Origin of the sequence: Vogesella mureinivorans, assembly GCF_007644035.1 — a bacterium.
In the GTDB taxonomy this organism is placed as follows: domain Bacteria; phylum Pseudomonadota; class Gammaproteobacteria; order Burkholderiales; family Chromobacteriaceae; genus Vogesella; species Vogesella mureinivorans.
The window spans coordinates 40,229-63,498 of record NZ_VMTV02000291.1 but is presented as its reverse complement, the minus strand read 5'-3'; the positions used below and the strand labels follow the sequence as shown (position 1 = coordinate 63,498).

24 protein-coding genes are annotated in these 23,270 nt (G+C 60.1%); 13 read left to right on the top strand and 11 right to left on the bottom strand.

The window, feature by feature from the left end:
* Positions 1–10 precede the first annotated feature (10 nt).
* The 4 genes from FLQ44_RS08670 to FLQ44_RS08655 are packed head-to-tail and all read left to right on the top strand — an operon-like array spanning position 11 to position 2,716.
* A complete protein-coding gene (locus FLQ44_RS08670) occupies positions 11–199 on the top strand; it encodes a hypothetical protein (RefSeq protein ID WP_147694046.1) in 189 nt (62 codons plus the stop codon).
* Positions 196–936, top strand: coding sequence for a metal ABC transporter ATP-binding protein (locus FLQ44_RS08665; RefSeq protein ID WP_147694045.1), 741 nt, complete (start codon positions 196–198; stop codon positions 934–936). The genes FLQ44_RS08670 and FLQ44_RS08665 overlap by 4 nt, the downstream gene beginning before the upstream one ends.
* Entirely contained in the window at positions 936–1,811 is an 876-nt protein-coding gene (locus tag FLQ44_RS08660) for a metal ABC transporter permease (protein WP_147694044.1), read from the top strand. The genes FLQ44_RS08665 and FLQ44_RS08660 overlap by 1 nt, the downstream gene beginning before the upstream one ends.
* An 8-nt stretch (positions 1,812–1,819) precedes the next feature.
* Entirely contained in the window at positions 1,820–2,716 is an 897-nt protein-coding gene (locus tag FLQ44_RS08655) for a metal ABC transporter solute-binding protein, Zn/Mn family (RefSeq protein ID WP_147694043.1), read from the top strand.
* On the opposite strand, the gene FLQ44_RS08650 is transcribed toward FLQ44_RS08655, so the two are convergent.
* Positions 2,706–3,368 carry a sulfite exporter TauE/SafE family protein gene (locus FLQ44_RS08650; protein ID WP_147694042.1) on the bottom strand — a complete coding sequence of 221 codons (663 nt, stop codon included), beginning with the start codon at positions 3,366–3,368 and terminating at the stop codon, positions 2,706–2,708. The genes FLQ44_RS08655 and FLQ44_RS08650 overlap by 11 nt on opposite strands.
* A 297-nt stretch (positions 3,369–3,665) precedes the next feature.
* Between FLQ44_RS08650 and FLQ44_RS08645 the strand changes: the two genes are divergently transcribed.
* Positions 3,666–4,448: an enoyl-CoA hydratase gene (locus FLQ44_RS08645; RefSeq protein ID WP_147694041.1), complete on the top strand. Its 783-nt coding sequence runs from the start codon at positions 3,666–3,668 to the stop codon at positions 4,446–4,448.
* A 77-nt stretch (positions 4,449–4,525) separates the two neighbouring features.
* On the opposite strand, the gene FLQ44_RS08640 is transcribed toward FLQ44_RS08645, so the two are convergent.
* The 5 genes from FLQ44_RS08640 to FLQ44_RS08620 are packed head-to-tail and all read right to left on the bottom strand — an operon-like array spanning position 4,526 to position 7,213.
* On the bottom strand, positions 4,526–5,308 hold the full coding sequence (locus tag FLQ44_RS08640; protein WP_147694040.1) for a peptidylprolyl isomerase: 783 nt from the start codon (positions 5,306–5,308) through the stop codon (positions 4,526–4,528).
* A gap of 18 nt (positions 5,309–5,326) precedes the next feature.
* Positions 5,327–6,118 carry a peptidylprolyl isomerase gene (locus FLQ44_RS08635; RefSeq protein WP_147694039.1) on the bottom strand — a complete coding sequence of 264 codons (792 nt, stop codon included), beginning with the start codon at positions 6,116–6,118 and terminating at the stop codon, positions 5,327–5,329.
* 2 nt (positions 6,119–6,120) lie between these two features.
* Entirely contained in the window at positions 6,121–6,381 is a 261-nt protein-coding gene (locus FLQ44_RS08630) for a BolA family protein (protein WP_147694038.1), read from the bottom strand.
* Positions 6,378–6,680 carry a YciI family protein gene (locus tag FLQ44_RS08625; RefSeq protein ID WP_147694037.1) on the bottom strand — a complete coding sequence of 101 codons (303 nt, stop codon included), beginning with the start codon at positions 6,678–6,680 and terminating at the stop codon, positions 6,378–6,380. Before FLQ44_RS08625 ends, FLQ44_RS08630 begins: the two co-directional genes overlap by 4 nt.
* A complete protein-coding gene (locus FLQ44_RS08620) occupies positions 6,680–7,213 on the bottom strand; it encodes a septation protein A (protein WP_147694036.1) in 534 nt (177 codons plus the stop codon). Before FLQ44_RS08620 ends, FLQ44_RS08625 begins: the two co-directional genes overlap by 1 nt.
* 304 nt (positions 7,214–7,517) lie before the next feature.
* Between FLQ44_RS08620 and FLQ44_RS08615 the strand changes: the two genes are divergently transcribed.
* Entirely contained in the window at positions 7,518–8,450 is a 933-nt protein-coding gene (locus FLQ44_RS08615; protein WP_147694035.1) for an exopolyphosphatase, read from the top strand.
* Here the strand turns inward: FLQ44_RS08615 and FLQ44_RS08610 are convergent.
* Complete coding sequence (locus FLQ44_RS08610; protein ID WP_206208769.1) at positions 8,447–9,118, bottom strand: HAD family hydrolase; 672 nt, start codon at positions 9,116–9,118, stop codon at positions 8,447–8,449. The genes FLQ44_RS08615 and FLQ44_RS08610 overlap by 4 nt on opposite strands.
* 95 nt (positions 9,119–9,213) lie before the next feature.
* Here FLQ44_RS08610 and FLQ44_RS08605 point away from each other — a divergent pair, with 95 nt between their 5' ends.
* A complete protein-coding gene (locus tag FLQ44_RS08605) occupies positions 9,214–9,840 on the top strand; it encodes a nucleotide-binding protein (RefSeq protein WP_147694033.1) in 627 nt (208 codons plus the stop codon).
* Positions 9,841–10,053: 213 nt separating this feature from the next.
* Positions 10,054–11,004, top strand: a complete 951-nt coding sequence (locus FLQ44_RS08600) for a GMP reductase (RefSeq protein WP_147694032.1) — start codon at positions 10,054–10,056, stop codon at positions 11,002–11,004.
* 39 nt (positions 11,005–11,043) lie between these two features.
* On the opposite strand, the gene FLQ44_RS08595 is transcribed toward FLQ44_RS08600, so the two are convergent.
* On the bottom strand, positions 11,044–11,784 hold the full coding sequence (locus FLQ44_RS08595; protein WP_147694031.1) for an EAL domain-containing protein: 741 nt from the start codon (positions 11,782–11,784) through the stop codon (positions 11,044–11,046).
* 144 nt (positions 11,785–11,928) lie between these two features.
* On the opposite strand from FLQ44_RS08595, the gene FLQ44_RS08590 reads away from it, so the two are divergent.
* Positions 11,929–13,530 (top strand): methyl-accepting chemotaxis protein, encoded by a 1,602-nt coding sequence (locus tag FLQ44_RS08590; RefSeq protein WP_147694030.1) that lies wholly within the window; start codon positions 11,929–11,931, stop codon positions 13,528–13,530.
* Between the two features lie 131 nt (positions 13,531–13,661).
* Here FLQ44_RS08590 and FLQ44_RS08585 read toward each other — a convergent pair whose 3' ends face one another.
* Genes FLQ44_RS08585 through lptF form a run of 3 tightly spaced genes read right to left on the bottom strand, consistent with a single transcriptional unit; the run spans position 13,662 to position 18,414 of the window.
* The gene (locus FLQ44_RS08585; protein ID WP_147694029.1) at positions 13,662–16,235 is read right to left on the bottom strand and encodes a [protein-PII] uridylyltransferase; all 2,574 of its coding nucleotides are present in this window, start codon (positions 16,233–16,235) and stop codon (positions 13,662–13,664) included.
* Entirely contained in the window at positions 16,232–17,308 is a 1,077-nt protein-coding gene (lptG, locus tag FLQ44_RS08580; RefSeq protein ID WP_147694028.1) for an LPS export ABC transporter permease LptG, read from the bottom strand. The genes FLQ44_RS08585 and lptG overlap by 4 nt, the downstream gene beginning before the upstream one ends.
* Entirely contained in the window at positions 17,305–18,414 is a 1,110-nt protein-coding gene (lptF, locus tag FLQ44_RS08575; protein WP_147694027.1) for an LPS export ABC transporter permease LptF, read from the bottom strand. The genes lptG and lptF overlap by 4 nt, the downstream gene beginning before the upstream one ends.
* Before the next feature lie 168 nt (positions 18,415–18,582).
* Here lptF and FLQ44_RS08570 point away from each other — a divergent pair, with 168 nt between their 5' ends.
* The 4 genes from FLQ44_RS08570 to FLQ44_RS08555 are packed head-to-tail and all read left to right on the top strand — an operon-like array spanning position 18,583 to position 23,267.
* The gene (locus FLQ44_RS08570) at positions 18,583–20,145 is read left to right on the top strand and encodes a leucyl aminopeptidase (RefSeq protein ID WP_147694026.1); all 1,563 of its coding nucleotides are present in this window, start codon (positions 18,583–18,585) and stop codon (positions 20,143–20,145) included.
* A complete protein-coding gene (locus FLQ44_RS08565) occupies positions 20,132–20,557 on the top strand; it encodes a DNA polymerase III subunit chi (RefSeq protein WP_147694025.1) in 426 nt (141 codons plus the stop codon). Before FLQ44_RS08570 ends, FLQ44_RS08565 begins: the two co-directional genes overlap by 14 nt.
* Positions 20,554–22,713, top strand: a complete 2,160-nt coding sequence (locus FLQ44_RS08560) for a hypothetical protein (protein ID WP_147694024.1) — start codon at positions 20,554–20,556, stop codon at positions 22,711–22,713. Before FLQ44_RS08565 ends, FLQ44_RS08560 begins: the two co-directional genes overlap by 4 nt.
* Positions 22,713–23,267: a cob(I)yrinic acid a,c-diamide adenosyltransferase gene (locus FLQ44_RS08555; protein ID WP_147694023.1), complete on the top strand. Its 555-nt coding sequence runs from the start codon at positions 22,713–22,715 to the stop codon at positions 23,265–23,267. The genes FLQ44_RS08560 and FLQ44_RS08555 overlap by 1 nt, the downstream gene beginning before the upstream one ends.
* The last annotated feature ends 3 nt before the right edge of the window (positions 23,268–23,270 follow it).

The window sequence follows — 23,270 nt, the reverse complement described above, 5'->3', positions numbered from 1 at the left end:
AACGTATTACATGCCCCATCAACATAGTCATACCCACCATGCCCATTCCCACCCCCATCCGCATGGTGCGGGCGAGGAAAACCATCTGCCGCGCTGGCGCCTGCTGGCCATGTCGGCGTGGCAGCGCCTGCTGCTGGCCGCCGTGCCGCTATGCCTGCTTTGGCTGCTGGTAGGCTGGGCACTGGGGGGGGAGGCATGATCGAGCTGGATAATCTGACGGTTTCCTACCAGCGCCACCCGGCGGTTCATCATGTGAGCGGGCGTTTTGCCGCCGCCACCGCTACGGCCATTTTCGGGCCGAATGGCGCCGGTAAAAGCACGCTGCTGAAAACCATCATGGGGGCGCTGAAGCCCGATAGTGGCCAGGTGGCTTTCAAGGGGATCAGCCGGCGTGATCTGGCCTACTTGCCGCAGCAGTCCGAGATCGACCGCTCACTGCCCGTATCGGTGATCGACCTGGTCAGCAGCGGCCACTGGCGCCAGAGTGGCTTGTTTGGCCAGGTTCGCCGCCATCATGACGAAGCCAGCTGGAACGCGCTGGTGGCGGTGGGGCTGGAAGATTTCGCCACGCGCCCCATATCGGCGCTGTCTAGCGGGCAGTTTCAGCGTGTGCTGTTTGCCCGCATCCTCGTGCAGGATGCCCGGTTGATCATGCTCGACGAGCCATTTAATGCGGTAGATGCCCGCACCACGCAAGACCTGTTGCAGCTGGTCGCGCGCTGGCAGCAGGAAGGGCGCACGGTGATCGCCGTGCTGCATGACATTGCCCAGGTACGCAGCCACTTTCCCCAGACATTATTGATGGCGCGCGAGGTTATAGCCTGGGGCGATACCGCTGCGGTGCTAACTGAAGAGCGCTTGCGCCAGGCCAGTGAAACGGCCGCGCACTGGCTGGCCAGGGCACCGCTGTGCCAGGTAGACGGGGAGGGTGTGTGATGAGCTGGTTGCAAGACATGCTGATTTCCCCCTTTGCCGACTTTGCCTTCATGCGCCGTGCGCTGGTGGGGTGCCTGGCGCTGGCGCTGGGCAGCGCGCCGGTGGGGCTGTTTCTGGTGATGCGCCGCATGAGCCTGATGGGCGATGCCATGAGCCATGCCGTGCTGCCGGGCGCGGCGGTAGCTTACTTGCTGGCTGGCTTGAGCCTGCCGGCCATGAGCCTGGGTGGCTTTGTGGCCGGGGTGCTGGTGGCGGTGCTGGCCGGCCTGGCCACGCGCTATACCGAGGTAAAAGAAGACGCCAGCTTTGCGGCTTTTTATCTGTTGTCGCTGTCCCTGGGGGTGCTGCTGGTGTCGAAGTCCGGCAGCAATGTGGACCTGATGCACCTGCTGTTCGGCTCGGTGCTGGCGGTAGATGATGCCGCCCTGTTGCTGGTGGCCGGGGTGGCTACGTTCACCTTGCTGGTGTTGGCCGTGATTTACCGGCCGCTGCTGCTGGAGAGCCTGGACCCGGTGTTCATGCGGGCGATTGGTGCGCGTGGCGGCATCTGGCACATGCTGTTCCTGCTGCTGGTGGTGCTGAACCTGGTGGCGGGCTTTCAGGCGCTGGGGACGCTAATGTCGGTGGGGCTGATGATGCTGCCGGCTATTGCGTCGCGCCTGTGGGCGGCCTCGGTGGGCGGCATGCTGCTGACCTCGTTTGCCATTGCGGCCTTGTCGGGTGTGGGTGGGCTGTTGCTGTCGTATCACTACGAGCTACCGTCCGGCCCGGCCATTATCCTGCTGGCGGGGCTGGTGTACCTGCTATCGCTTCTGTTTGCACCCCAGGGTGGTTTGTTGCCACGGCTGGTGCGTGCCCGTCATTTCACCAATTAGGAAGAGTCATGCGTAAACTATTTGCCCTCACCCTGGCCATGTCACCCCTGCTGGCCTGCGCCAAGCTACCGGTAGTGGCGAGCTTCAGTATTGTTGCCGATGTGGCACGCGAGGTAGGGGGCGAGCGGGTAGAGGTGGTATCGCTGGTCGCACCTGACCAGGATGCCCACGTGTTTCAGCCATCGCCAGCCGACGTGCGCAAGTTGGCCGCAGCCAAGGTGTTTGTGGTGAATGGCCTGGGTTTTGAGGGCTGGATGGCACGGCTAAGCAAGTCGGCCGCGTTCAAAGGCCTGACCGTGACTGCTGCGGCCAAGGTAAAACCGCTGGCCATGGCCGAGCCAGAAGAACACGATGACCATCATGGCCATGATCATGATCACGGCAAGCAAGACCCTCATGCCTGGCACAACCCGCAAAATGTGGTGCTCTACGCAGAAGCGATGGCCGCCGGTTTTGCCAAGGCAGACCCGGAAGGTGCCGCGTATTACCGCCAGCGGGCGCAAGCCTACAAGGCACAGCTCATGGAGCTGGATGGCTGGGCGGCAAAAAGCTTTGCCGCCATTCCGGTAGCGCGTCGCAAGGTGCTGACCTCGCACGACGCCTTTGCCTATCTGGCCGCACGCTACCAGCTACGCTTCATGGCGCCGCAAGGTGTTACTACCGATGCAGAGGCCTCGGCCAAAGGCGTCGCTGCGCTGATTCGCCAAGTGCGCAAGGAGAAGGTGGGGGCGGTGTTCTTCGAGAATATGGCCGATCGCCGTTTGCTGGATCAGCTTAGCCGCGAGGCCGGGGTGAAAGTAGGTGGCAAGCTGTACTCCGATGCGCTGTCTGTATCGCCGGAGGCCGCCACCTATCTGCAGCTGTTCAAGACCAATGTGGGTGCCTTGGTGGCTGCTATGAAGTAATCAGGCTGGCCAGGTGCCATAGCCCGATCGCACAGACGGCCAGCCCGGCAAACAGCCGGACTGGCCGTAGTTGTTTTAGCTGCTGCAGTTTGGCCGCAAAGGTACCCATCAACAGCAGGTTGGGCAGGGTGCCCAGGCCGAAACTCAGCATGGCCAGGGCGCCGCCGCTGGCAGACTGCGTGGCCAGCGCCGCCAGGCTGGCGGTATACACCAGGCCGCAAGGTACCCAGCCCCAGATGGCACCGACGACGATACTATGCAGCGGGTGGCGTACCGGCAGGAAGCGCCGTGCCAGCGGCTGTAAATACTGCCAAAGTGGCGAGCCTAGCTTCTCTATGCGGCCAACCATGGCAGAAAAGCCTGCCAGGTACAGGCCAAGCAAGATCAGCAGAACGTTTGCCAAGGCAAAGAGCCCGATTTGCAGTGGGCGATAGCTGGCCTGTGCCATACCCCACTCACTCAAGCCACCAAGCAGTGCCCCCATTAGCGTATAGCTGGCAAGCCGGCCCAGGTTATACCCCAGCAGTAATAGTGGTTTCTGCCCGGTGCCGGTAACCGATATGGCCGTCACGATGCCGCCACACATGCCCAGGCAGTGCACACCGCCCAGCAAGCCGGTAATGAAGAGGGAGAACAGACTGATTTCCAGCATTTTGGTGAAAACAGTTCTAAAACTAAAAAAAGATTGTAGCAGTGATATTAAAGAAAACTGCTATTTTTTTGGCCAAATACGCCTATGGTTTATTTCATTCGACTATTAATGACATTGGTGTTAACTCGTTGGAAATACTTGAAAAATCATGGTGATAGTCCATTTTTAGTACTAGAAAATATCGACATTTCGTCACAAAATGGTCGCCTTTGCGTGAATGGGGTGGTTTCAATGTCTAGACGTACAGGCACGGTAGGAAAGTCGAACAGCCGTGTAGCACAGGTGGGGAGGTAACGAATGAGCAAGTATATTGTGGTTGAACGATTGGGTCAGTCGGCCATTGTTACCATCAACAACCCACCAGCCAACGCCTGGACGCTGGAGTCGTTGAAGGCATTAACGCTGGCAATGGAAGCGTTGGATGCCGACCCGCAAGTACGCAGCGTCGTGCTAACAGGGGCTGGTGACCGGTTCTTTTCGGCGGGTGCCGATCTTGCCCAGTTTGCTACGGCAGACCGCGAGAAGGCGGCGCGTGTGATCGATGCTTTTGCGGCTGCGTTCAATAGCATCCGCCAGTTTCGTGGTGTGACGGTGGCCGCAGTAAACGGTTTCGCGCTGGGAGGGGGGCTGGAGTGCGCGCTATCCTGCGACTATATCGTGATCGAGCGTGGTGCCAAGCTAGGGTTGCCTGAGGCGCTGGTTGGGCTGATTCCTGCTGCGGGCGGTACCAAGGCGCTTACCGAGCGTGTGGGCGTATCCTGGGCCAAGCGTATCATTCTGGGGGCCGAGCTGGTGGATGCAGACGCCGCGTTGAAAATAGGCCTGGCAGAAGAGGTAGTCGATGCGGGGCTCGCCAAGATTGTGGCCATCAGCCTGGCGGGCAAGGTGGCTAACCAGTCGCGTAGCGCCGTACTGGCGGCGCGCCGCCTGATAGAGGTGAGCGCGCAGAATACACTGGAGCGGCAGCTGCTGCTGGAAAAAGCCGCCTTCCTGGAACTGGTGGGCGGTGACGAGCAGCGCGAAGGTGTCGCGGCGTTTCTGGAAAAACGCCCGCCTTCATGGCAAGACGACGAGGATTGATTGCCCTCAGCCAATAAAAAAGCCAGCGCATGCGCTGGCTTTTTTATTACACCGGGCCGCGACAGCGGCCCTGATGCTTACTGCTGAACCTTGGCCTTGGCTTTCAGGTCTTTGATCAGCGCTTCGATGCGTTGGGACTGAATGCGCTGTTCCAGCTGTGGGCGCAGGGCATCTACCGGTGGCGCAGCTTCTACTTTGACATCGTCCAGCTTGATGATGTGGAAGCCAAACTGGGTTTTTACCGGTGTGGCAGTCACCTGGCCTTTGGCCAGCTTGATCATTGCTTCGGAGAACGGTGCGACAAAGGTGGCAGGCTCGTTCCAGCCCAGATCGCCGCCATTGACCTTGCTGCCCGGGTCGATGGATTTTTCTTTGGCCAGCTGGTCAAACGGCTTGCCTTTCTTCAGTGCCGACAGCACTGCCTGCGCTTCGGATGCGGTTTTTACCAAGATGTGGCGTGCGCGGTAGCTTTTCTTCTCCGGGAACTCGGCTTTTACCTTGTCGTACTCTGCCTTGATCTGGGCATCAGTAATCGGGTTGGTGCGTACGTGTTCCTTGATGAAGCGGTTAGCCAGCGCCATGGCTTGGGCGTTTTCCATTTCAGCCTGGAAGTCGGCAGATTTATCCATGCCTTTTTTCACGGCTTCCTGGCGCAGGATTTCGGCGGTGATCAGCTGGTCGGTGATCATCTCTTTCATCTGCGGGTTGGCTGGCTGGCCCTGCGCTTCCATCATGCGGGCAATAGCGTCAATGCGCTGCTGGCTGATGGTAACGCCGTTGACGGATGGGGTTGCCATGGCAGCAGAGCCGGCCAGCAGCAGCGTGGCAGCAATCAGGGAGTGCTTGAAGCGAGTAGTCATGAGTCTGTTCCGATCGGGTTATTGAATGTTGGCCTTCTGGCGCAGCTCGAGTACGGCGTCGCGGACGGCTTTTTCCTGAAGATCCTGGGCAATGCGTGCCTTGATGCTGTCAAATGGCAGCGGCTGGGCATTGCGGATGTCTTCCACTTTGAAAATGTGCCAGCCCATTTGCGATTGCAGTGGTTTGGCGCTGATCTGGCCTTTGCCGATGGCTTTCAGTGCTTCTGCCAATGGCGGTTCCATGGCGGCCAGGTTGCCCCAGCCCAGGTCGCCGCCGCGCTCTTTGCTGGCGTTGTCCAGTGATTGGGCTTTGGCCAACTGCTCGAACTTGGCGCCTTTTTTCAGCGCGGCAATGGCCTTGTTGGAGGCGGCTTCATCCGCCAGGATGATCTGGCGTACCTGTACTTCTTTTACATCCTTGAATTGGCTGGTGTAGCGGTCGTACTCGGCCTTGACGTCTGCATCGCTTACCGGGCGGTTCTTGCTGGCGGCTTCGAAGAATGCCTGCTGTAGCAAGTCATTGCGGGCCTCTGCCAGGCGGCTGACAAATTCCGGGTTTTTATCCAGCCCGGCTTTGTTGGCTGCTTGCAGTACCAGCTCGCGGTTGATCAGGCGCTGGCGTACATCTTCGCGCAGGGCAGGGCTGTCCTGGATGCGGCCGCCGTTTGCACTGACAATCTGGCTGACAGCTTTGTCCAGCACGGTTTGGTCGATGACGGTGCCGTTGACGGTGGCCGCGGGTGCCGCCATGGCCAGGTTGGCCGCGAAGCAGAGCACGCTGATGCCCAGTGCTTTATTCAGTTTTGTCATGTTCAGATTTCTTCTGGGGTAAGGGTGCGCATGGCCAGGGCGTGGATGCCGTTTTGCATCAGGTCGCCAAGTGCCTGGTAAACCAGGCGTTGGCGCTGGACGCGGTTTTTGCCGCTGAAGGCTGCCGATACGATCAGCAGGTCGTAGTGCCCGCCAGAGCCGGCGCCGGCATGGCCGGCGTGGGCTGCGCTATCGTCGTGGATGTCGAGGTGGCTTGGCGCCAGAGCGGCCAGGCGGGTTTCCATGGCATGGATGATGCTCATGCCGGCAGTACTTTGCGGAATGGTTTGACGCTGACCGAGGCATACACGCCTGCGGCGACGTATGGGTCCGCGTCTGCCCAGCTTTGTGCAGCTTGCAGGCTGCTGAACTCGGCCACGATCAGGCTGCCACTGAAGCCTGCAGTGCCCGGGTCGTTGCTGTCGATGGCAGGAAAGGGGCCGGCCAGTATCAGTCGGCCTTCTGCCTGTAGCGCTTGCAGGCGCTCCAGGTGGGCGGGGCGGGCAGCCAGCCGCTGGGCTAGCGAGTCGGCTACGTCCTGGCCGGTAATGGCGTACAGCATCAAGGTGTCTCCTCAATATATTTCGACAGGTACAGGCTTTGTGCAATGACAAAGGCGATCATCAGGCCGAAGCCGCCAAACAGCTTGAAGTTGACCCAGGTTTCTTCACTGAAGGTAAAAGCAACAAACAGGTTGATGCCACCAAGTGTCATGAAGAATGCTGCCCAAGCCAGGTTCAGCTTTTTCCAGATGGGGTCTGGAAGCTGTAGTTGGCCGCCCATCAAGCTTTTCATGCCGAAGCGGCCGGTAAGCTGGCCGATTAGCAGGCCACCACCCATCAGCCAGTACAGCACGGTGGGTTTCCACATGATGAAATGCTTGTCGTGCAGCAACAGCGTGGCGCCACCCATGACAACAATCAGCCCTAGGCTGATCCACTGCATGGTTTCCACTTTTTTGTGTTTGAGCCAGGTCAGGGCCACCATGATGGTGGTGGCGGCAATGGCGATGCCGGTGGCCAGGAACATGTCCTTGGTTAGCCAGTAGCAGCCAAAGAACAGAATGACTGGAAAAAGGTCGGAGAGAAATTTCATGTGCAGGATTATGGGGGCAGGCTAAATGCAAGACAAGTGTGACAAAGGGGCAGGCTTTTTGTTCATTCGCCGGTAATCGTGGCAGTTGGGCGGGCTGGCGGTGGCGTGTGCATCATTTAGGTCACAGCCTGTGCACCGCTCAGGCGAGGGGTCATGCCGAGAAGTGGATGAATGGCAAGGCAATTCTGTCCTGGCGCTTGCAGGTGCTATGTCTACATGCTGATTTCCTGCGCGCACAAAGGCAAGCAGCACGCTATCATGAGCTGTTCGCCTGATTAATACGGCATCGAGCTGGAGAACCATTATGGCCTATGAAAAGTATCGTTTGGTAACCCGCAGTGACTTTGACGGTTTGGTCTGCGCCGTACTGCTTAACGAGCTGGATCTTATCGACGAGATCAAGTTTGTGCACCCGAAGGACATGCAGGACGGCAAGGTAGAGATCACCAGCCGTGATATCACCACCAACCTGCCTTATGTGCCTGGCGCTTACCTGGCGTTTGACCACCATTTTTCCGAGACTTTGCGTAATAGTGGCGAAATCACCAACCATGTCATCGACCCGGATGCGCCCTCGGCCGCCCGTGTGGTGTACGACTACTATGGCGGCAAGGCGCGCTTTACCGGTATTAGCGACGACATGATGGAGGCGGTGGACAAGGCCGATGCCGCCCAGTTCAGCCGCGACGAGATCCTGGCGCCCAAAGACTGGGTACTATTGAACTACCTGATGGACGCGCGTACCGGCCTGGGGCGTTTCCGTGAGTTCCGCATCAGCAACTACACCTTGATGATGGATCTGATCCAGTATTGCCGTAACCATACCATCGAAGAAATCCTGGCCCTGCCCGACGTAAAAGAGCGGGTAGAGCTGTATTTCGAGCACGAAGCCAAAGCGCGCGAGCAGATCGAGCGTTGCGCTACGGTGCACGGCAACCTGGTGGTGCTGGACCTGCGCGAGGAAGACCTGATCCACCCGATCAACCGCTTTGCCATCTACGCCATGTACCCGCAGTGCAATATCTCCATTCATGCGCTATGGGGGCTGAACAAGCAAAACACAGTGTTTGCCACTGGCAAATCCATCCTGGACCGCAGCAGCAAGACGAACGTAGGCGCGCTGATGCTGGAGTACGGCGGCGGTGGCCACGAAGCCGCTGGCACCTGCCAGGTAGAGAACGAGCAAGCCGTCGAGGTGCTGGGTGCACTGATTAGCCGGATTAATGCCGACGGTTAAGCCAGTGCGGCCAGCAAGGCCTGTGCTGCATACAGGTCCTGGCATACCGCCAGGGCCTGTTTTGCTATCTGCGCAGGCGGTGGCGCCATGTCGGGCACGATAATGACGCGCATGTTGGCCGCAAGCGCTGCCTGGGCACCATGCGGCGAGTCCTCCAGCACAATGCAGTCTGCCGGGGTAACACCCAGCAGCTGTGCCGCTTTCAGATACACATCCGGTGCCGGCTTGCTGTGTGCCACCTCATCTCCCGCCACGGTGTGGGCAAAGTAGCGTTGCAGGCCAGTGCGGGTGAGTTTCAGGTCTGCCAGTGTGCGTTGTGTGGCGGTGCCTACGGCACGCGGCAGGTTTTCCCGGGTGCACCAGTCCAGCAGGTGAAGTATGCCGGGCTTAAGCGGGATCTCTTCCTGGTGTAGCATCTGGTGATAGCGTTGGCGTGCCAGCTGGCCAAAAGCCTGCACATCATGCCCTGCGGGCAGGGTGTCTGCCAGGTACTGCAGGCAGCGCTCGGTGGATAGCCCCACCATCATCTGCAGTTGTGCGTGGCTGAGCGGGATGCCCTGCTCGGTGGCGGTTTGCCGCCACACGCGCTCGGACAGCGCCTCGGTGTCTATCATCAGGCCATCCATATCGAACAGCAGGGCGGCAAAGGGGCGGGCAGGTGTCGTCATGGCAAAATCATGATCAGTTTGGGCATGGCAGCATAAACCAGCAGGCCGCGCGCTGCACGTTACGCGGTGGGCAGCCTGCATAGCAGAAAGTACTTATGGCGTATTCGATACTGGTGGCCAACCCCAAGGGGGGGAGTGGCAAATCCACTTTGTCTACCAACCTTGCCGGCTTTTATGCGGCGCAAGGCACCCGCATCATGCTGGGGGATGTTGACCGCCAGCAGTCTTCACTCGCCTGGCTGGCCTGCCGGGACAAGGCGCTGCCGCCGATTGATGGCTGGAAGGTAGACCCCGGCGAGCCGGCGCGCCCGCCCAAGGGCACGCAAGTCATTGTGCTGGATAGCCCCGCTGGCTTGCACGGTAAAAAGCTGGCCGCGCTGGTGGCGAAAGTAGACCGTGTCATTGTGCCTATCCAGCCATCGCCTTTCGATATGTGGGCCAGCCGGGATTTTTTTGAAGTGTTGCTGCAGGAAAAAGCGGTGCGCAAGCAAAAGGCCTTTGTCGGGGTAGTAGGGATGCGCATCGATGCGCGCACCAAGTCTGCCCGTGACTTGCAGCAGTTTCTCGATGGGTTGGGCGTGCCGGTGATAGGCTATCTTCGCAATACCCAGCTTTATGTGCAGGCTGTTGCCATGGGCTTGACGCTATTCGACCTGCCTCCGGCACGCGCAAGCAAAGAGCGGGAGGCGTGGCAAAGCATTATCGACTGGCTAGACAATTGAGCATGGCTGGCTGCAACAAGAAAATGTTCTTAGTGGTTGACACTAGGGAAGTTGGGCTGTAGATTTGAAATGTTTGTGCGCGCCCTCTGCCGAGGCAAGCGCAGGGATAAATGCAAGCGGAAGCCAGTGGCTTCCGCTTTTATTTTTGGGGCCCCCAGTTTTATGTCGCTATCCGGAACGGCGGCATGTCACCCCAAATAGATGGAGCGCATCATGCACAAGACCGAATTGAACTATGGCGATGTTTATCTGGTACCCCGGAAAACAATCGTGGATAGCCGTAAAGAATGCGATACCTCGGTGCAGTTTGGCCCGCGGCGTTTTGATATGCCGCTGTATGCGTCGAATATGAAAAGTGTTGTCGATGCAGAAACGTGTGAATACTTTGCCCGCCAGGGCTGGTTTTACACCATGCACCGCTTTAATGTGGATACGGTCGGCTTTGTGGCCGACATGCAGCAAAAGGGTTTGTTTGCCTCGATTAGTGTCGGGGTAAATGATGACACGCTGGCGCAGCTGCAAGCGCTAAAAGATGCCGGCCTGACACCGGAATACATCACGCTGGATATTGCCAACGCATGGTGTGTCAAAGCAGAGCGCATGATCAAGCTGGTGAAGCAGATGTTCCCTGGCAGCTTCCTGATTGGTGGCAATATCGCCACAGCCGAGGCGGCGCGTGATTTGCAGGCTTGGGGTTGCGATGCGATCAAGGCGGGTATTGCTGGCGGTCGCGTCTGCATTACCAAAAACAAGACTGGCTTTCATCGCCCGATGATTTCTACCGTGCAGGATTGTGCAGCGGCGGTGACGGTGCCGGTGATTGCCGACGGCGGTATTGTCGAGCATGGCGATGTGGCCAAGGCGCTGGCTTGCGGCGCCACCATGGTGATGGCGGGCTCGCTATTTGCCGGCTATGACGAATCGGCTGGTGAAATTGTGGAAATCGACGGCAAGCATTACAAGGAATACTTTGGTAGCGCCTCCCAGTTCAACAAGGGTGAATACAAGAACGTAGAGGGTAAAAAGATTCTGGTTGAATATAAGGGCCGTATGGGGCGTGTGCTGGTAGAGCTGAAAGAAGATTTGCAGTCCTCTATCAGCTACGCGGGTGGCAAGGATATTTATGCCCTGCGTCAGGTAGAAATGATTGTGGTAGCGCGATAAGCTAATGCGGCCAACTTGCAAAGGTTGGCCGCATTTTGCTCAGGCCGGTTTGTTGATGAACTCCGGCCTGAATAAATAACCCTGTACATAATCCACGTTTAATTCCCTGGCAATGGCCAGATCATTTTCTGTTTCAATCCCTTCCAGTACTGTCTTTTTGTTTTCTTCCCTGGCGTAATTCAAGAGCATTTTCAGCATGCGGCGCTGTGCCGGCTGGTGTATGGCCTGCAGCCAGTGGCGATCGAATTTGAATATATCCACATTGCACAGAATCGGTAGCGACAACATGGTGCCGATACCGCCTATATCGTCCAGCGCCGTCTGGATACCGCGTTCGGCCAGGCACTCCGCCAGCCACAGGCTGCGGTCCGCGTCCTGGATGCTGGCATTTTCTATAATCTCGACCACGATCCTGTCGGGCTGACCCAGTAGCTGCAGCATGGGGTGCTGATCGGGCGTCGAGCTGCTGGTGGTAAAAGCATCCGGGTCCAGATTCAGAAACAGCAAGCCGTCTTGCGGGGCGCTGTCTATCTGCCAGCGCTTGCTCATCAGTTCGGCTTGCACCAGGGTAACCGGCGAGTCGTGCAGCGTGGCAAACACGGTTTGTGGCGGTATGGGCTGCCCGCTGCGCCTGTAAAAGCGTGCCAGTGCCTCGTGGCCTATAGTGGCTAGGGTATCGGTGTGCTTGATGGGCTGGAACTCGGCACCGATGCGCTGGTGCTCGATGATGTCCAGCAGCGTATCGGTATCGATATGGGCTTGGTCGGCGTGGTGCAACATGTCTTTTTGATATTGATTATCGTTTGGCTAATGTACTGCGTTCCGTCTGTTGTGAGAAGTGTTTTGCATTGCAATGAATGTATATTTGATTAGTATTCGCTTATAAATGCTAGAATTCCGCGACCACACACAGAAGAATAAGCCATGAAGATCAATACCCCAGTAACGGCCAACGAGTTGTTCCTCGACCCGCAGCGCCCCATTGTTACCAAGACAGATCTGAAGGGCGCCATTACCTATGCCAACCGGGCCTTCATCGAGATCAGCGGCTTCGAGGAGGGCGAACTGCTGGGTAAAAACCATAACGTGGTTCGGCACCCGGACATGCCGGCAGAGGCCTTTGCCGACCTGTGGGATACGGTAAAAACTGGCAAGCCGTGGCGCGGTATCGTGAAAAACCGTGCCAAGAATGGTGATTTTTACTGGGTGGAAGCCTACGTTACGCCCATCACCGTGCAGGGGCAGGTTCAGGGCTATGTCTCTGTGCGCAGTACGCCTAACCGGCAAGATGTAGCGGCAGCCGAGGCGCTATACCAGCAGGTGCGTAACAAGCAAGCTGCGCTGGGTTCTACGCTGAAAGCGTATGCCGGCCGTAAAGACAGCGGCAAGATCGGTTTCGGGCTAACCGGCCTGTTTGTTGGCCTGTTGTTTGCCGGCGGTGCCATGCCGGGGCTGGGGGAGCTGGCACGCTTGGGCCTGGCGCTGGTGGGCGTTGTGGGCCTGAGTGCCACCTCGCTTTGGTGGCGCCGCAGCGAAGCCCAGGCCATGGCGGTGATTCACCGTGGCCTGCGGGCGCTAGGCGAGGGCCAGCTGGAGCAGCCCCTGCACGCCAACCTGGGTGGGCAGATTGGCCGCATGACCGATAGCCTGGAAACCCTGCGGCTCAGCCTGCGCGCCATGGTGGCCGATACCCTGGCGACCAGCAGCCTCACGCATAAGCAGGCGGCGCAGCTGGGTAGCGAGATGTCTGCCCTGGTAGACCGCGCCCTCGAGCAGGGTGGCGGGCTGAACCACATCAGCGATTCGATGATGGTGATCAGCCAGTCGGTAGGCCGCATTGTCACCATGACCGAAGAGAGCGTGCGCGGTGCCGAGGCCACGCGCCGCGCCGCCACCGATGGCCAGGCGGTGATGAAGCTGGCCGAGGCGGCAGCAGGGCAGGCGGTGGCCGTGGTAAACCAGTCCAAGGCCGAGCTGGGCGAGCTGGAATCTGCTATTGCCAAGATCAAGGGCATGACCGATCTGATTCACGAGATTGCAGACCAGACCAATTTGCTGGCGCTGAATGCAGCGATCGAATCAGCCCGCGCCGGGGAATCCGGCCGTGGTTTTGCCGTGGTGGCCGACGAGGTGCGCAAGCTGGCCGAGCGTACGGCGCAGACTACCGAAAGCATCACCCGTCTGGTGCAGCATATTGTCACCATTACCGATGGCGTGGCCGGCAAGATGGATTTGTCTGCTGCCGAAGTTGGCCGCGTGAGCGACGAGATTCGCCAGTCTGCCGGCCATCTGCACAGCCTGCTCAAGGTGGCGGATGAAGCGCGTGATTTCTCGGTAAGTCTGTCGTCGCAAATGGCTAGTCAGTCCGAGTCGGTGCATCAGGTGGCCGCCTCGGTGGAGCAGTTGGCCGCATTGGGCGAGCAAAATGTGCATACCGCCCAGGTGGTGTGCGCCAGCTCGCAGCGGCTGGAGCTGGCGGCCAGTGATATGGAAAAACTCACGCGGGACTTTCGGCGCGAGCCATAAGCCGGCCCTGACAAGCTGGCACCACACGGTGCCGGATAGGAAAACCCCCCTGCGGGCACCGTGCCGGCAGGGGGTTTTTACGTGTTATCAGCGCTTCCGGGGGCGGTGAGCCAGAGGGCGGGGCGGGCGCTTTAGACGCGTAGCGTTTCGATCAGGTCTGCTTCCAGCGCCAGCAGGGCCTTGTCGTCGGACAGGCGCGGTGAGGAAAGCAGGAACGAATCTTCTACCCGACCGCCCAGCGTCATGATCTTGGCGGAGTCCACACTCACCTGGTAGCCGGACAGCACCTTGGCAATGCGCGCCAGCAGGCCCTGGTTGTCGCCGGCCACAATGGACAGGACAAAGTGCCTGCCTTTGTCGTCCGGGCGGATGAGTACCTGTGGTTTGATGGGGAAGTTTTTCTGGTGCCGGTTCAGCCGCCCTTTGGTCGGCAGGCTGATGGGGTCCTGCCGCAGCAGGGTGGCGGCCAGCTCGAATTCCACAAAGTTGATCAGATCGCGGTAGTTGCCTTCGTGGTGCTCTGGCAAGAACACATGGAAGGTATCCAGCGCGTAGCCATGGCGTGTGGTGTAGATCTTGGCGTCGGCAATGCTGTAGTTGTGGCGGCCCAGAAAGGCGCATAGCCGGGCAAACAGGTCGGGCTGATCCGGCGTGTAAACCAGTAGCTGCAGGCCTTCTTTGTCTTCGGATAGCCGTGCCCGCACCACGGGCTCTTTGGTATCAACCAGCCGGCCCAGTATACGGGTATGCCAGGCAATTTCTTTGGCTTCGTGCCGCAGGAAATACACGGTTTCCAGCTTTTGCCAGAAGTTGGCCTCGGCACCTTCGGGCATGATGTTCAGGCGCATCAGGCGCAGGGCGGCCTGCTTGCGCTCTTCCAGCTCGGAGTCGGCATCCACGTGGCCGCCGCGCTGCAGGGCGCGCCGGGTGGCGTAGAACAGGTCTTCCAGCAGCTTGGCTTTCCAGGCATTCCACACCTTGGGGCTGGTGCCGCGGATGTCTGCCACGGTCAGGATATACAGTGCGGCCAACCTTCTGGGGCTGGCAACCAGCTCGGCAAAGTGCTGGATGGTCTCCGGGTCGTAGATGTCCTGCTTCTGCGCCACGCTGGACATGGTGAGGTGCTGTTGTACCAGCCAGACCACCAGGTCGCAGTCTTCCCCGCTAATGCCGTGGTTTTCGCAGAACTGTGCCGCATCGACCATGCCCAGCTCGGAATGGTCGCCACCGCGCCCCTTGGCGATGTCGTGCAGCAGGCCGGCTACGTACAGCAGCTCGGGGCGGTCGAATTCGTGGATCAGGCGCGACAGCAGCGGGTATTCGTGGTTGAAAGCCGGTATGGCAAAGCGGCGCAGATTGCGCACCACCATCAGGATGTGCTCGTCCACGGTGTAAACGTGAAACAAATCGTGCTGCATCTGGCCCATGATGCGGCCAAAGGCGGGCAGGTATTTGCCCAGTACGCCATACAGGTTCATGCGGCGCAGGGTGCGGGTGAGCCCGCCGCCGGCGCGGAAGATCTGGATGAATAGCGCACGGTTTTCCGGGTCGCGGCGGAAACGGTCGTTGATCTGCCGGCGGGCGTGCCACAGGCTGCGCAGGGTGCGCGGTGCCATGCCGCCCAGCTCGTGCTGCTGCATGTGCAGAAAGGCGCGCAGGATGGTGGATGGCTGGCGCTCGAAGAGCTGGCTGTCGTAAATGCCCAGCAGGCCGTTAACGCTGTAAAAGTGTTCGTCCAGCTGCTGGGTAATGCGCGGGACATCGCACAGCAGGCGGGCGCGCAGGTTGGGCAGCAGGATGCCGTTGAGCTGGCTGACATTCTTGGCCGATTTGTAAAAGCGTTGCATCAGCTGCTCGCTGGCGCGCTTGGCCTTGTCGTCTTCCAGGCCGCTCATGCTGGCTACTTGCTGCTGCAGATCGAAGATCAGGCGGTCTTCGCGGCGGCGGGCGGCCAGGTGCAGGTCGATGCGGATCTGCTCCAGCTGGCGTTCGCTGTAGTGAATCAGCCGCGCTTCGGAGGCGGTCAGGATTTCGTTGCGCGCCAGGCTGTCCCAGTCCTGCCCCAGGCCAATGGCTTTGCTGATCCACAAAATGGTGTGCAGGTCACGCAGGCCGCCCGGGCTTTCCTTGACGTTGGGCTCCAGGTTGCTGGTAACACCAAAGTGCTTGTTATGGCGTTGCTGTTGTTCCAGCAGCTTGCCTTCCAGAAAACGCAGCGGGTCGCGGTGTTTTTCTACGGTCTGGTTCAGCTGGTGGTATAGCGTGATATTGCCCGCTAGCAGGCGGTTTTCCAGCAGTGTGGTTTCTACGGTGATGTCGCGCTGCGATTCGCTCAGGCACTCGCTGATGGTGCGTACGCTGTGACCTACCTCCAGCCCGATATCCCACATGGCGCTGACAAAGGTTTCCACGAAGCCGGACAAGTTGTGCGAGGTGGTGGCAGGCAACAACAGCAGCAGATCGATATCGGAGTGGGGGAACAGTTGGCCGCGACCATAGCCGCCTACGGCCAGCAGGGCGGCGCGCTGGCCCATGCCCAGTACTTCCCATGCCGAGCGGATGATGCCGTCTACCAGCAAACCATGCTTGACCAGATACTGCCGCGCATTGCGGTTTTCGCGGTATTCGGCGGCCAGCGCTTCACGGCCTTGTTGCAGGGCTTGGCGCCAGCGGCGGTACTGCTGTGTCTGGTCTGGTGTGGTCATCGTCTTTCCTGTCGCGCCAGGGCTACCAGGCCTGCCACCAGGAAGAGCAGGGTGGGCAGGGTGGCAGAGGCAATCGGGTTCCAGTTGTACAGCAGGCCCAGGTGGCCAAACAGACGGTTGCTAAAATGGAAGGCAATACCCAGGCAGATGCCGGAAAACAGCTTGATGCCCAGGTCGTTGTGGCGGCCCGATACCGGCGTAAAGGCAAGCGCCACCATCACCATAGAAATACAGGCTAAGGGGTAGAACAGCTTGCCCCACAGTGCAATTTCATAGCGCTGCGTCTTTTGATTATTGGTGCGCAGGTGTTCAATATAAGTCATCAGGTCCATGGCCGACATTTGTTCCGGCACCACCAGCAGCACCGACAGGATGTCCGGCTGAAGCACCGAGCGCCAGGTTTGCTGCGCCATGCGGCCAACCTTTATCTGGTCCGGCAAAATCTCGGACTGGCGCACCTGGCTTAGCAGCCAGGTTTTACTGGCGGGCTGGTGCTGGGCGCGCTCGGCATGGCGTGTCATCACCAGGCGGTAGTCCTGGTCGTAGGTGTAGATGCGTACGCCCAGCAGGGTGTTGTCCGGCAGCATTTCGCCCACATTGATGAAGTTGTTGTCGTCCTTCACCCATAGGCCGGAGCGGAACTCCTGCGCCACCAGCGAATGCGTGGCCTGCAGTTTGATGCGCTCTGCATTTTTTTCGGCCAGTGGCGAGGCGAACTCGCCCAGCAGCAAGGCGGCGATCGCCATGGCCACACCAAACAGCAGCTTGATACGGGCGATTTGCCCCAGCGATACCCCGGCGGTACGGATGGCGGTGTATTCGGAGGTGCTGGACAGCTGCGACATGGCCACCATGGCGCCGATGAGCACGGCCAGTGGCATCAGCTCATAGGCATGGCCAGGTGCTTGCAGCAAGGTGTACATCAGCAAGGTGCCGGAATCAAAGCTGCCCTTGCCTACGTTGGGTAGCTCGCGAATGGCGTCAAAGAAACCGTACAGGCCCAGCAGGCAAGCCAGGGTGAATAATGTCGCGGTGGTAAAGCGCGTTAGCAGGTAATTGCGCAGCATGCTCATGCGGATTTCCTCCGCAGCAGTCTTTTCATACGGGTAAGCCAAGGCTCGGCTGGGCGGTTGTGGTAGTAGAGCAGGGCGGCGGCCAGTGCCAGCATGGCAGCATGGGCCGGCAGGATGGCCAGCGCACTGGGCAGCTTGCCGCTGCCGATGGCATCACGCAGCAGCCACATCAGGTTCTGGTACAGCAGGTAGGCGCCCAGCGCAAAAACCAGGTTGTAGGCGTGGCCGGAGCGCGGGTTGAAATAGCTTAGCGGAATAGCCAGCAGCGCCAGTACCAGCGCGCACAGCGGCAGCGATAGCCGCCACGCCAGCTCGGCACGGTCGGCAGGCTGGTCGCTCGCCAGCAGCGCCAGGGTTGGCCGCGTTTCACTGTCCAGCTCGGGGCGTACGACGCGTTCGGTTTCGCTGATTTTCAGCGTGTAGTGCTCGAACTCGGCTACTTCGAAAGCGCCAGAGCCGGGCTCGCCGGTGTAGCGGCGGCCGTTTTCCAGCATCAGGACGCGGTTGCCGTCCTTGTCGGTGCTGAGCTGGCCCGCCTTGGCAAAAATGGACGATACCTCACCAGCCTTGATGCTTTGCACAAACACATTGCGGGTGGCGCCGCTGAGTACCGAATAGCTTTCGATGAAATACACGCGGTCGCTACTGCGCGATTCCTTGAACACGCCGGGCGACAGGGCCGTCATTTCCTCGCGCTGCTTCAGGGTTTCGGCGTATTCCTTGCTGCGCTGTACGGCCCAGGGTTCGATGACTGTCGTACCGACGGCAATCAGTAGCGATAGCGGCAGCGCAAAGCGCAATACCGGCCATACCCAGTCGGTAAGCGACTTGCCACTGGCCATCCAGATAGCCATTTCATGCTCGCGCCACATGCGGGTAAGCGTGACAATGACGCTGACGAAGATGGTAAGAATCATCAGTACCGGGAAAAAACCGATCGACCAGAAGCCGATCAGCGCAAAAATGGCGTCGCTGGCAATGCGGCCTTGGGCGGCGCGGCCCAGCATATTGATGGTTTGGGTGCTCAGCAGAATGGCGAGCAAGATGGAAAATACGCCGATACTGGTATAAGTCAGCTCTCGGGTAAGGCTTTTCTGAAAAAGCATAAAACAGGCCCGTTTTTGACAATTCGTCAAAAGGATAGTGATAATTGGAAAGGTTAACCTGAATGGTTGTCGGCCAGAAAATCAAGGCTTGTCGGCCGGTTCCGGCCAGGCCAAAAGCCTGCTGGAACGTATGTCTTGATGAACCAAACACACATGGTGGAGCGTTGCATGGAGTTTAACATTAAAAGCGGAAGCCCGGAAAAACAGCGCGTAGCCTGCGTTGTGGTCGGTGTTTACGAAACCCGCAAGCTGTCTTTTGCTGCCGACCTGCTTGACCGCATCTCGAACGGCTTCATTACCGATGTGCTCAAACGTGGCGACATGGATGGCAAGCTGGGTACTACCCTGATCCTGCACTCCATCCCGCATACCCTGTGTGATCGTGTCATGCTGGTTGGCCTGGGCAAAGAGCGTGACTTCCGCGCCAAAGAATACCGTGAAGCCATCCGCGCTTCGGTGAAAGCCCTGGCCGCCACCCAGTCCAATGAAGTGGTGAGCTACCTGTCCGAACTGCACGTGAAAAAGCACGATGTAGAGTGGATGGTAGAGCAAGCCACCGTGGTCACGCTGGACACCCTGTATCGTTTTGACAAGTTCAAATCGCGCCTGGACGAAGTGCGCGAGCCACGCAAGATGACCCTGGCCGTACCGCGCCGCAGCGACCTGAGCGACGGTGAGCGCGGCCAACAGCGTGGCCAGGCCATCGCCGCCGGCATGAAGCTGGCCAAGGATCTGGCCAATGCCCCCGGCAACGTCTGCACCCCCGTCTACCTGGCCGAAGCTGCGCGTGACATGGCGCTGACTTTTGGCGCAGAAGCCGAAGTCATGGGCCCGGCCGAGCTGGATGCCCTGAAAATGCATTCCTTCTTGTCTGTAGCCAAAGGCAGCGACGAAGAAGCCCGCTTTGTGGTGCTCAAACACTTTGGTGCCAAAGACAAAAACGACCGCCCCATCGTGCTGGTAGGCAAGGGCCTGACCTTTGACTCCGGCGGTATTTCGCTGAAGCCGGGCGAAGGCATGGACGAAATGAAGTACGACATGGGCGGGGCTGCGGCGGTGATCGGCGCCTTCCGTGCTGCAGTGGAAATGAAGCTGCCACTGAACCTGATCTGCGTGGTGGCTACCTGCGAAAACATGCCGTCCGGCCGTGCGCTGAAACCGGGTGACATCGTTACCTCCATGTCCGGCCAGACCATCGAAGTGCTGAACACCGATGCCGAAGGCCGCCTGGTACTGTGCGACGCGCTAACCTACGTCGAGCGTTTCAACCCGGCTACCGTCGTGGACGTGGCCACGCTGACCGGCGCCTGCGTCGTGGCGCTGGGCCATGTGGCGACCGGCCTGTACAGCAACCAGGACGGCCTGGCCAAAGAGCTGTGGGCTGCCGGCGAAGAAGTGGGCGACCGTGCCTGGCACATGCCGTTGTGGGACGAATACCAGGAGCTGCTGAAGAGCCCGTTTGCCGATATGGCCAATATCGGTGGCCGTGCCGGTGGCAGCGTGAGCGCCGCCTGCTTCTTGTCACGTTTTGCCAAAGCCTACGACTGGGCGCACCTGGATATAGCCGGTACTGCCTGGCGGGGTGGCAAGGACAAGGGGGCTACTGGCCGCCCGGTGCCGATGCTGGTGCAGTTCCTGCAAGACCGTGCCGACATCGCGCTGGGTAACGTGGTTCGCCGCGGCCGCCCACGTCGTGAAGTGGTAGAAACGACCGAAGATGACGCGGATTGATTTTTATACAGGTGTCGCCAGCGTGCAGGCGTTTGCCTGCCGCGCGGCACAAACTGTATACCGCAAGGAAGAACGGCTGCTGGTCGTTCTTCCTGACGACCAGGCGCTGCAGGCTTTCAGCCGGGCGCTTTGGTCTTTTGGCGATACCAGCTTCATTGCGCATTGCGAATGGCAAGCTGCCGAGGCACCTTCGTCACGTATCTGGCTGGCTACCCATTTTGAGGTGCCAGCCGGCCCCACGGTGCTACTGAACCTGGGCGAAAAAATGCCTGCCAATCCGGCGGCATTTTCCCGTATTCTGGAGGTGGTTAGCCAGGATGAGGCCTCCCGTGCCGTGGCGCGTACGCGCTACCGCGCCTACCTCGACCAGGGCTTTGATATTCACCATCACGACATGAGTGATGCCGCATGACAAATCCTACCCCCGACCGTACCTGGAACCCGCAAGACCTGCCCGTACTGACCGACGTGGTAGATGTCGAAGCCATCCCGGTGCTGGACATCCCCGCCTACGATTTTTCTGCCGAGCTGGATGCCCTGGCGCAGGTATTGCCAGAAGAACCCCAGCCCGAACTGACCCTGCCGGACGAGCTATCGCTCGACGATGTGCTGGGTGACGAAGCGGGCGATAGCGCGCGGGCCAGCCTGAATGCCAGCCAGCTGATAGAGCGCCTGCCATCGCTGGATCTGGAAGTCGACCTACCTGCCGAGCTGTCACTGGACGACGTCTTGCCGGGCCTGGATTACGGCCGTAGCGACCCGGCAATGCCGGGCGCAGCTGTGCCGCCAGCGCCGGCGGCAGACGACTTCGCCTTTGAGCTGGACGATGTGCCCGCCGCACCGGTGCCGGCCAATCCGGGCGGTGGTAATGGCCTGGGGGCGTTATTTGCCAGAGCGACATTCGAACCCGTCATGTCGGCCAACCCTGAGCCTGCGGCTACTGCCCTGGCTGTAGCCGAGGCCAATCCGCTGCAGGCAGACCAGGTATCGCTAGACCAGTTTGCCGCGCAGCTGGATGACTTTGACGAGCCGGCAGACCTGCCCGAGCTGCCGCTGGATGCTTTTCTTAGCAAGGCCGACGACACAGCAGCGCCGCAGGCCGAAGTGTTTGTTGCCGAGTCTACCGAAGACGAGTGGGCCGGCACCTGGGAGCCGCCCGTCGTGCCGCCGCCCGAGCTGGCCCAGCTGAACGAGCTGCCTGTTCTCGGCGTGGCGCCCGACGCAGCCCCGCCAGCCAGCCAAGCCGTGCCAGTGTTGATGGACCCGCAATGGGACAACAGCCTGCCGGAGGGTATCAGCGAGCTGGATGCGGCCAACCCGGCAGAGCTGGCGGTTACGCCAAGCAAGCCAGACACGACCTCTGGCTTTGAAGCTTTGCCTTGGGACGTGCCCAATGAGCCTGCCATCGTGCCAGCAGGCAACCTTGCCATGTCGATAGACGACATCCTGGCGGGCCTGCAGCCGATAGCCGCACCGTTGGCTGCGGACGCGCCTATGGCGGATAGCACCGCCGTCGTCACCGAAACGGTTGTCACGGCAGACGCTGCATGGCGCGATGAGCCTGTGGCCCCGACTGTCGCGGATGACGTGACCGTGGCTGAGCCTGTGGCTTTTGTGCCTGCCGGTGTCACGCCAGATGTGGTGGCATGGGCGGTGGACGAAGCCGGGCTACCTGCCAGCGAGCCAGCCCCGCTGGCACCGGCCGATACGATAAGTGCCATGGCCGAGGGTGCGCCGCTGGACGATGCGGGCCAGCAAGATGATGCCCCGCTTGGGCGTGCCGTCGAGCCCGTACCGGCTTGGTTGCAAGCTGCGCAGGCAGAGTTGGCCGCAGTGGCGCAGGAAGAGCCTGCAGCGCCGTTAGCATTGGGCGCCCCGGCTATCGATAGCGTACAGAGCATTTCGCTGGATAGCCTGCCCATGGGTGTGCTGGGCGGTGGCCTGGGCTTGGCTACGGCGGCCGTATCGCCTGCCGCCATGCTGGGCGAGCCAGCAGGCAAGCTGCCAGGTGGCGATTGGCCGCTGGCAGGCGGCGGTTTTCATGCCGGGGACAAAGAAGTCGAGCTGGCGTGGGCGCGCGATCTGGGTGCCGAGCCACCGCTAGACCTGGATCAGCTGCCGGATGCCACCGAGCCCGAGCCTGTACCGGTGATTGCCGAAGTCATTCGCGTACGGCGCCAGCCCGCACCGGCAGAGGCACCGGCCGCCCCGGCTGCCAGCCCGGCGGTGGTGCAGGCCGTACCGGTGCTGTCGAATGACGACATCCATATCGAAGCCGTCAGCCAGGCCATGCCTGAGCAGGCTAGCCCAGCCGCCGCCGTGCCGGCTGTAGCGGTAGGGCTGGATGAGAATGCGCTGATCGAGGCACTTTACGCCCGCGTACTGCCACGCATGAAAGTGGAGCTGGCGCTGTGGATGCAAGACGCGCTGGAGCAGCAGGCCAAGCAGCTGATGGCAGGCGTGATGAAGCAACTTAAAGAAGATTTTGACATGATGCTGGCCGAATCCCTGCGCGCCTCGCTACGCGAAGCGCTGGATGAAGCGGCCAGCCAACATAAGGACGTTTGATGACTGACCGCCTGTCCAGCATTATCACCCGTGGTGGCGATGCAGGTACCACCGGCCTGGGGGATGGAAGCCGGGTTTCCAAGAACGCCGACCGGATCCATGCCCTGGGGGATGTAGACGAGCTCAATTGCATTATCGGCCTGCTGCGCTGTGAGAGCCTGCCAGATGGCGTGGATGCCTTTCTGGCCGAGGTGCAGCACGACCTGTTCGATCTGGGTTCCGAGCTGGCCGTGCCCGGCTACCAGGCCTTGCAGGAAGCCCAGCTGGCCATGCTGGAGCAGTATGCCGAGCAGTGGAATGCCGCACTGCCACCGCTAAAGGAATTCATTCTGCCGGGTGGCTGCCGTGCCGCCGCCGTAGCGCACCAGGGCCGTGCGGTATGCCGCCGGGCCGAGCGTAGTGTGGTGGCGCTGGGCGAATTCGATGCCATGCCGCCGCTGCCGCGCCAGTATCTGAACCGTCTCTCGGACGTGCTGTTCATCTTGTCGCGTCATTTGAATAGCGCGGCCCAGGTGCCGGATGTACTGTGGCTACCCCGGCGCGTGGCGGGCTAAGCG